This is a genomic window from Vibrio sp. 10N.261.52.A1, assembly GCF_002876325.1.
Taxonomy (GTDB): domain Bacteria; phylum Pseudomonadota; class Gammaproteobacteria; order Enterobacterales; family Vibrionaceae; genus Vibrio; species Vibrio chagasii.
In genome coordinates this window covers 1-8797 of record NZ_MCYD01000751.1, presented here as the reverse complement: position 1 = coordinate 8797, position 8797 = coordinate 1, and the positions used below count along the sequence as shown (strand labels likewise).

Annotated in this window: 4 protein-coding genes and 2 pseudogenes; all 6 read right to left on the bottom strand. The window is 44.0% G+C overall.

The features are described from left to right. Positions 1-155: pseudogene (locus tag BCT81_RS15525) on the bottom strand (alpha/beta hydrolase); the annotation flags it as partial. A gap of 91 nt (positions 156-246) precedes the next feature. Next, positions 247-3699 (bottom strand): SEL1-like repeat protein, encoded by a 3453-nt coding sequence (locus BCT81_RS15520; RefSeq protein ID WP_102425012.1) that lies wholly within the window; start codon positions 3697-3699, stop codon positions 247-249. A gap of 422 nt (positions 3700-4121) precedes the next feature. Beyond that, positions 4122-4250 (bottom strand): annotated as a pseudogene (locus tag BCT81_RS15515) (IS5/IS1182 family transposase); the annotation flags it as partial. Between the two features lie 159 nt (positions 4251-4409). Next, on the bottom strand, positions 4410-4565 hold the full coding sequence (locus BCT81_RS29330; RefSeq protein ID WP_198596903.1) for a hypothetical protein: 156 nt from the start codon (positions 4563-4565) through the stop codon (positions 4410-4412). A gap of 397 nt (positions 4566-4962) precedes the next feature. Beyond that, positions 4963-7368, bottom strand: coding sequence for a phenylalanine--tRNA ligase subunit beta (pheT, locus tag BCT81_RS15510; RefSeq protein WP_102425011.1), 2406 nt, complete (start codon positions 7366-7368; stop codon positions 4963-4965). 18 nt (positions 7369-7386) lie between these two features. Further along, entirely contained in the window at positions 7387-8370 is a 984-nt protein-coding gene (gene pheS, locus BCT81_RS15505) for a phenylalanine--tRNA ligase subunit alpha (RefSeq protein WP_004741591.1), read from the bottom strand. Positions 8371-8797 lie beyond the last annotated feature (427 nt).

The window sequence follows — 8797 nt, the reverse complement described above, 5'->3', positions numbered from 1 at the left end:
CCACCAGCCATTGAATGACCAACTAAGACGACTGAATCAAGTTGTTCTTTGTCGATTACGGCTTTGATGTCTTCAGCGAATGCAACCATGGTGTACTCTTAGCGATTGAACGACGAGTTAACATGCCCTGCTAAGTCCATGGTGCTTTCTTTGAACAAGCATAGCGACATGAAACAAAGAGAAATAACAGTTGAAAGAGGCTGCATACGCACTCCTCTTTCGATTGTTGCTTTAAAGGCGGATCATTTATGCTGGCGGATTTAATACAACGTCGATATCAACGAAAACATTTTCTGAACTGTTATCTTTTATCATTCCCCAGTAGACAACTTCTCCGTCAGTTTTCGTGGCAAAAAAACCGCTTTGGGATGGATATATTTTAGTCACACTATCTGCCAACTTATGGCTTACATCATCCGAAGAATACAACTTATGGCTTCCCCAAGACATAGCACTACCGTCAGTTTTAATCGCGGCAAAAGCTCTGTAATTACTATATACCGATTGCACATTAGACGTTGGTGATTCAGTAAAATAACTCAAGCTATAAGAACTTGAATCGTAATCCCATGAAACAAGCGAGCCATCATTTTTTAAAACGGCAAAGCCTCTGCCGCTTGTCACTATGTTGTCGACATCAGCAATAGATTGAACAATGTTTTTCAAACCTGAGTACATACACCAGCTATATAATGTACCGTCTGGTTTGTGGGCAACAAAACAAGACGGAAATTTACTGGCGAATATTTTGGAGATACCAGATGGAAACGGTTTGATGTAAGTGTCAAAGTTCCACCAAAGCATATTACCGTCATCATTCAGAACAGCTAAGCCTTGATGGCCCCCTAATACAGAGTTAATGCTTCCTAACTCACTTTCTGGAATATGTGTCGGAAAAGGATCAGCCCATCCATCTCGTGCAATAGTCACGATATTGCCATCACTTTTCAATGCTAAAGCGTGCCTTGAATTAGAGGCAACATCAGTTATGTTGCTACTAAGAGCAGAATTAAGAGACGCTTGATTAACATGACCCCATACGACTAATTCGCCTCCCGTTTTTATCGCCGAAATAAACCATTCACCTGTGATTATTTTTTCTACTCCAGAGATTAGCTTAGATGACACTGCACTAGAATCCCCCCCCGTATAACTAATACCCCATGTGATAACAGAGCCATCATTTTTAAGTGCAGCGAAACTCGCATTCCCAGCATGAATTGATTTGGTGCCGCTATTTAGTTTCGCAGCTACAGAAGCGAACTGCGTACTATACGTATCTCCCCAAGCAATCACACTTCCATCGTCTTTAAGTGCAACGAATCCATTATCATCACTATAGTGAATTGATTGAACCCCTTGAGTTAATTGTTCACGAACCGTAATGGAATCTCCTCCATCAGTCTTAGATCCCCAGGTAATAACTGAACCATCCTGTCGAAGAATAGCGATGGCTGAGCCATTATCGTAAACATTATCTATTGGGGAGTAGGTAAGGGCCTGCGCTGCTTGGTGCCCTTTGGTTGCCGCTTGAAGCAACCATGCTCTTCCGGCAACAATATCGACAGATGTACCAACTCCATTTAAATACATGTATCCCAATTTATATTGGGCGTCTTTATTAGCTTTAAGTGCCGCCTGTAAATAATAATCAATGGCTTGTGTGTAATCTTGAGTAACACCTAGCCCATTTTCATACAAATTGCCTAGTTCTGTTGTAGCTTCAGAATACCCTTGCTTGTGTGCTTGTTCGAACCAATAGTGGCTGAGATAGTAGTCTTTTGATACACCGTATCCAGTAGTATAGTAGCGAGCAATGTTATATTGTGCTTCAGCTGAGCCTAACTCAGCAATTCTTAGATAGTAAAATGCTGATTTTTCTTCATCTTTATTTACACCCATTCCTCGAGAGTACATATCTGCAATTTTTAGTGCAGAATCGAAGTGATTTCTTAATGCAGCCTGTTCATACAAGGTTGCGGCACCGGCGAAATCTGCACGGTGATATTTAGATTCGGCCAAATAGTAAATAGCTTCCAAATAGCCAGCTTTCGCTGCAAGTTGATACCAGTCTTTATTTCTTTCCTCGTTAGTACAGCCAGAATTTATTACAGAGCAGCTTTGGCCCATTTCAAATAAAGACCTAGGGTCATATGAGTATTGTGTAGCTGCCTGACGATAATAATCAAGAGCATTATACGGTAGTGCAAGATCCGCAAGATGTGTATATGCCGGCGCATACTTTTGTTCCGCTGCCTTGTTGTACCAATTTTTTGCTTCGCCGATATTTTTTGATACACCTAGACCATTTTCATATAAATACCCTAGATTTACTTCGGCTTCAGGGTCTGAATAATCCACCGTAATTGCTTTTTCAAACCATGCTTTTGCTGTCGAATAGTCTTTTGTTACACCCAAACCTTCCAAATACATTTCACCAATTTTAGTAAAGGCATTTGGATAGTTTGTAGAAGCAGCTTCATCAAAATAATCACGTGCAGTTTGATAATTCAATGAAACCGCAAGTCCCTTTTTATATAAAGTGCCTAATGCAACCTTGACCGCAGCACAGTAAGCGGTAACTTCTGACATAGAATCACATAGCGTTTCCGCTTTGGTATACCAGGCAAATGCCTGGTCAAAATCATTCCCGCCTACGTGCCCTAATTCATACATTTCGGCTAAGTTTAGCTGGCCGATAATGTAATTATCTTGAGCTATATCCAATAGTAAAGCTTGAGCTTCAGCATAGTTTGTTTCACCACCCTCTCCATGTGCATACATAGCCGCAAGCATATTCTTCGCTGCTGTATGTCCTTGATCTGCTGCTTTACTATACCAGTACCTCGACTCATCTAGATTAATATAGCTAACATCTTGCTTTTCAAATTTCCCCGTGTAAAAAACTCTTCCGAGGAGGTATTGAGCCTTGCTAAAGCCTTCTTGTGCAGATCGAGTTAAATACTCAACTGCGATGGCAAAATTTTGCTCCGTTCCCCAACCATACATTTCGAAGGTCGCCAGCTTATATAGTGAAATACTGTGAGAATGTTCGCTGGCAAGTTCATACCAGCGATATGCCTCACCATAATCTTGCGTTACGGATATACCGTACTCGTAAAAACGTCCTAGATTGTATTTGCCTTGTGCGCTGTCATTAGCAGCTGCTTTCTTATACCAAAGGATAGCCTTGTCGTAATCTTGAGCTGTTCCTTCTCCATTTTCATGCATCGCGCCAATCCAATTCTGCGAAGTATAGTGTTCTTGTTCTGCAGACGCACTTAACCAACGAAAAGCACCATCATAATCAACGTTGACTCCTAACCCCAAATAGTAAGAACGCCCTAAATTATATTGCCCATGCGGGTTATTCTGATCAGCAGCTCTCCTAAAGAGATCATTAGCCTTCTGATAGTCGACATTCGTTGCGATGCCATTTTGGTACATGATGCCTAAGTTATTTTGTGCACCGCTGTGCCCAAGGTCTGCCGCCTGGGTGTATAAATTAAATGCTTTATTCATACTTCCAGATTGTTCATGAGACCAAGCCTTCAAAAAGAGCTCTTCTGCTTGATTGGGGACAGGTGTCTCTTCTGCTTGGTTGGGGACAGGTGTCTCGGCAGACTCACCTCCACCTCCACCTCCACATCCAACCAAGAAGACAGAGAGGAATATTATTTTTATAAATGAATTCAACATGATTTTAAGTTCTCAGCGTCAGCTAATAGGTGAGTCATTACGTACTTAGAGCAGCGGGCTAGGTTATAACAATTGAAAGTATGATGCTTGTGATTAATATATGCATTGAGATATACATCACACCTATCAATCTGATTAAGCGATAGATTTTCTTTATCCATTTGGCAAGAGTTTATCGTTTAAGAACATACTGTATATCTAGTGTGCTTTATGCAGTACCTTGGAAGAAAAAGTTAGGTTTTGTTAATGTCTACTCGAGTTATTTACATCAATAAGTAAGCGCCTATCTCTCTGGTTATTTTTGCAACGCTTAATTCTATTCATTTTTCTTTCAAAAGCGGCCCCTCCTGAAGCGCTGCCGCTTTGCTATTTTAAATACGAATACTTACCGGCTTTGTTGCCTAATTCGGAAAGAAGGCATGTTTGCCTTGTTTGTTTTGCTTCCACTCGGCTATCGCTTCCTCATCAATCCCAAAGGTCAGAGACCCACGGTTGATTAAGGCTTTGTTATACTGCTTCCAGTTAGTTGTTTTGTAACAAGGTTTAGGCATGAGGCTACGACGATTGATGGTTGTAGCCGATCAGATCGTAGCTTTATGATTTAGTTCCATCGATTTAAGCAACAAGGCCCTTTCGCAGTCAACCACGTAGGAATACCCCTACAGCAAGTCGGTTTGGATACCACTAAAAAACATCTGCTCATAACAGACTTAAAGTATGCTTCCTCCCTTCGCAACACCTAACTGCTTTTGGCAAGTCGGTGTTCCATCAGATGTAATACTGATGGTCAGCTCAGTTTTCTCCTCTACACCGTTACCGAGCTTCTTAGGCCGAGCCTCACTCACTACTACGGATTCATCTGCCACCTTCCACCAACATAAGCCTTAGCTTTCGCTTTGAGCTTATGCTTCCGGCGTATATCCAGATGTAGTGTCAGGCTTCCCCAGTTACTACACTGGCTCCCTTTTAACAATGCTACCCTCAAGCACAGCATAGGTTTGACTGAGTATCGGGCTTCGCGAGATTTCGGGCGCTTACCCACCTACACTGCCGAAGCTGGTTCACTGCGTTATGTAATGTTAAATTCCTATCGCTTCCTTCAGACCCTGCCGTTGGCCAGCAACGCCCTTGCGATTCTGATTATCTTCCCCTAAGTCGGGGGAATTCAGGTTTCTTTCGACCTGACGGGTTTGCCAGCTTCGCTGGGCAAACAAAAAAGGCCTCGCAATGCGAGGCCTTTGGTTTTCTATCTATCAGAAGAGATTAGTCGCGAAGTGCTGCGCCGAATTTCTCTGAGATTGAAGCTACGATAGCATCTACTGAACCAGCGATGTCTGCATCTTCTAGTGTACGCTCTACAGACTGTAGAGTCAGGGCGATAGCTAGGCTCTTCTTGCCTTCTTCTACGCCCTTACCTACGTAAACGTCGAACAGTTTAGCGTCTGTTAGGAATTCGCCACCAGCTGCGATACACGCTTCTACGATGTCGCCAGAAGCTACTGCTTCGTCAACAACAACTGCGATATCACGACGGTTTGCAGGGAACTTAGATACTGCTACTGCTTCTGGAAGCACGCGAGTGTTGATAGCTGCCCATTCGATTTCGAATACGATAGTACGGCCGTTTAGACCAAACTTACGCTCTAGTTCTGGGTGAACAGTACCAATGATACCCACTTCTTTACCGTCTACTACGATAGCTGCAGTTTGACCTGGGTGAAGTGCTGGGTGCTTAGCTGCTTTGAAGCTGTAAGCCTTCTCGTTCGCTGTTAGCTCTAGAACTGCTTCTAGGTCGCCTTTCAGGTCGAAGAAGTCAACAGTGTTAGTTGCAACGTCCCAGTGCTCTTCGCCACGAGTACCAGAGATAACGCCTGCTAGCATCATTTCTTGGCGCATGCCGTTTTCAGCTGTTTCTTCAGGGATGAAACGCAGGCCTGATTCGAATAGACGAACGCGTGGCTGTTGACGCTTCTGGTTGTGAACAACTGTGTTTAGAAGACCTTGGATTAGGCCAAGACGCATTGCTGACATGTCCGCAGAGATTGGGAATGGCAGGATTAGCGGCTCAACACCAGGTACAACAAGTTTTTGCTGCTCTGGTTCTACGAAGCTGTAAGTGATTGCTTCGTGGTAGCCACGGTCTACAAGAAGGTCACGAACGCGCTTAAGCGGTTGGTCAGCTTCTTTGTGGTCATTCATTTTAAGTGCCGCTTTAGGCGCTTGGTTTGGAATGTTATCGTAACCGTAGATACGACCCACTTCTTCAATTAGGTCTTGCTCGATTGCGATATCAAAACGCCAAGATGGAGACGTTGCCGTCCAACCTGCGTCTGTGCTCTCGCTCTCTTCAACAACAGTAACTTCACAACCTAGACGAGTTAGGATTTCTACCACGTCTTCAGATGGGATTTCGTGACCTAGTAGGCTGTCTAGCTTAACGCGACGTAGAGATACTACGTTTGCTTTTGGTAGATCAGCTTCAGATTCGCTGCCGTTTACTGGCGCAACTTCACCACCACAGATTTCAACTAGAAGCTGTGTTGCACGCTCCATAGCAGCTAGCTGAAGTGTTGAATCAACACCACGCTCGAAACGTAGAGAAGAATCTGTGTGTAGGCCGTAAGCACGTGCGCGACCACGGATGTGATCCGGTGCGAAGAATGCTGCTTCTAGAAGTACGTCTGTAGTTTCAGTTGTTACACCAGACTCTTCACCACCAAAGATACCAGCGATTGCTAGTGCTTTGTTGTGGTCAGCGATAACAAGCGTGTTGCTGTTTAGTTCAGCTTCGTTGCCATCTAGAAGTGTTAGTTTTTCGCCCTGCTCTGCTAGACGAACCACGATACCGCCTTCGATCTTAGCTAGATCAAATGCGTGCATTGGTTGGCCTTGCTCTAGCATCACGTAGTTTGTGATGTCTACAACTGGGTCGATTGAACGGATACCACAACGACGCAGTTTTTCTTGCATCCAGATTGGTGTTTCCGCTTTCACGTTTACGTTCTTAACCACACGGCCAAGGTAACGTGGACAAGCATCAGTTGCTTTAACTTCAACAGATACTGTGTCTTCAATGCTTGTTGCAACAGCTTCTACTGCTGGCTCTGTAACGTCTGCGCGGTTTAGCACGCCAACTTCACGAGCAAGACCACGAATGCTGAAGCAGTCTGCGCGGTTTGCTGTTAGGTCTACGTCGATAGTTACGTCGTTAAGCTCAAGAAGCTCACGTACGTCCATACCTAGCGTTGTGCCTTCTGGCAGCTCAAGGATGCCGTCAGACTCTACGTCGATACCTAGCTCAGAGAAAGAACAAAGCATGCCGTGCGATGGAACGCCACGTAGTTTTGCTTTCTTGATTTTAAAGTTACCAGGCAGTACTGCGCCAACTGTTGCTACTGCTACAGTTAGGCCAAGACGACAGTTAGATGCACCACAAACGATGTCTAACAGCTCTTCTTCGCCGATATCAATTTTAGTTACTTGTAGTTTGTCTGCGTCTGGGTGCTGACCGCACTCAACCACTTTACCTACTTTAACGCCGGTGAATTCACCAGCAACAGGTTCTACATCGTCAACTTCCAAACCAGCCATAGTGATTTGGTGAGCTAGCTCTTCGCTGTTAATTGCAGGTTTAACCCACTCGCGTAGCCAAGATTCACTGAATTTCATAGTTTCGACTGCCCCGGATTACTTGAATTGTTTAAGGAAACGAAGGTCGTTCTCGAAGAACGCACGAAGGTCATTTACGCCGTAACGAAGCATCGTTAGACGCTCTACACCCATACCGAATGCAAAACCAGAGTATTTCTCAGGGTCGATGCCAACAGAGCGAAGTACGTTAGGGTGAACCATGCCACAGCCTAGAACTTCTAGCCATTTGCCATCTTTACGTTTCACGTCAACTTCAGCTGAAGGCTCTGTGAACGGGAAGAATGAAGGACGGAAACGCACTTCAACTTCTTCTTCAAAGAAGTTACATAGGAAGTCGTTAAGAATGCCTTTAAGTTGTGCGAAGTTTACGTTCTCATCAACTAACATACCTTCCACTTGGTGGAACATTGGCGTGTGAGTTTGATCGTAGTCGTTACGGTAAACACGACCCGGAGCAATGAAGCGGAATGGCGGTTTGCCGTTTTCCATCGTACGGATTTGAACACCAGAAGTGTGCGTACGTAGCATTAGATCAGGGTTGAAGAAGAAAGTATCGTGATCAGTACGAGCTGGGTGATCGTCTGCGATGTTTAGTGCATCAAAGTTGTGGAATGCATCTTCGATCTCAGGGCCAGACTCAGTGTTAAAACCAAGCTCACCAAAGAACTGTTCGATACGCTCAACTGTGCGAGTAACTGGGTGAAGACCACCGTTCTCAATGCGACGACCTGGTAGGCTCACATCGATAGTTTCTTCAGCTAGTTTCGCTTCAAGCTCTGCACGTTGTAGTGCGTCTTTGCGAGCTGCGATCGCTTGTTGAACAGCACCTTTCGCTTTGTTGATCTCTTGACCAGCAGTGCGACGCTCTTCAGGTGGAAGTTTACCTAGGCTTTGTAGTTGAAGAGTTAGTTCACCCTTCTTACCTAAATACTGAACTCGCACTTCATCAAGTGCGACTAACGAATCTGCTGTATCAATAGCAGTCGTTGCATTAGCAATGATCTCTTCTAGATGTTGCATCATTTCCTCATCTACCAGTTGGTAGTGTCCGTATCGGATGATTAGTTTTTTTAGATAGCTACACATAGTAATCAAACACGCAACCAATGCCAAATTGAATCGCTAAAAGAACAAGTTATTGCCTAAAAACACGGCAAATTTAACGTTAGAAAACAGAATTTCATTGAAATCGGTGAAATCAAAGAGAAACCGATACAAAAACGTCACCAAGTGAGACAGTTTGATTACATTCACCGAACCTAGGTTGAGGCAGTGTTGTTCACAGGATTTGGATAGGAAGGATGGAACCGAAATAAGTAGATAGAACTAAGATAAGAAACCAACGAGCGAGGTTTGAGGCCATCGCTCCTTGGTTTATTCATAGAAAAGCTGAATTTGAACTTAAAAAATTGAAGCTAAAACATCGAGCCTTTAGAAATAATACTCC

Excerpts from the sequence above, each read along its gene's own strand:
- BCT81_RS15520 (WP_102425012.1), bottom strand. The coding sequence starts at position 3,699 with ATGTTGAATTCATTTATAAAAATAATATTCCTCTCTGTCTTCTTGGTT.
- pheT (WP_102425011.1), bottom strand. The coding sequence starts at position 7,368 with ATGAAATTCAGTGAATCTTGGCTACGCGAGTGGGTTAAACCTGCAATT.
- pheS (WP_004741591.1), bottom strand. The coding sequence starts at position 8,370 with ATGCAACATCTAGAAGAGATCATTGCTAATGCAACGACTGCTATTGAT.